This window comes from Streptomyces sp. NRRL F-525 (genome assembly GCF_000716605.1).
GTDB lineage: Bacteria > Actinomycetota > Actinomycetes > Streptomycetales > Streptomycetaceae > Streptomyces.
Genome location: NZ_JNXE01000174.1, coordinates 1 through 340 on the forward strand (window position 1 = coordinate 1; position 340 = coordinate 340).

The 340-nt window shown below is 72.1% G+C and carries 1 protein-coding gene; it reads right to left on the reverse strand.

Annotation, left to right across the window (positions count from 1 at the left end):
• Positions 1–257, reverse strand: a 257-nt coding sequence (locus tag OO69_RS48395; protein ID WP_033287432.1) for an ArsR/SmtB family transcription factor, incomplete at its 3' end; no start/stop codon positions are given.
• Positions 258–340 lie beyond the last annotated feature (83 nt).

Sequence of the window (340 nt, forward strand, 5' to 3'; positions counted from 1 at the left end):
ACCCTGAGCAGCTCGGCGACCTGCGGGCTGGTCAGGGAGTAGTACACGGTGGATCCCTCCTTGCGGGACACCACCAGGTTCGCCCGGCGCAACACCGCGAGCTGCTGGGACAGATGGGCCGGCTCGATCCCCACCTCGGGGAGCATCTCCGCCACCGCGTGCTCACGCTCGCTCAGCAGCTCCAGGACCCGGATGCGGGCCGGGTGGCCGAGCGTCTTGAAGAACTCGGCCTTCAACTGGTACAGCGGCGTGCTCATCGTGCCTTCGCCCTCCTCGCGCCGCGGCGGCGCGGCCCGGTCGGCCCGCCCGGGGCGCGTCGCGCCCGTCCCGTCCTCATCAG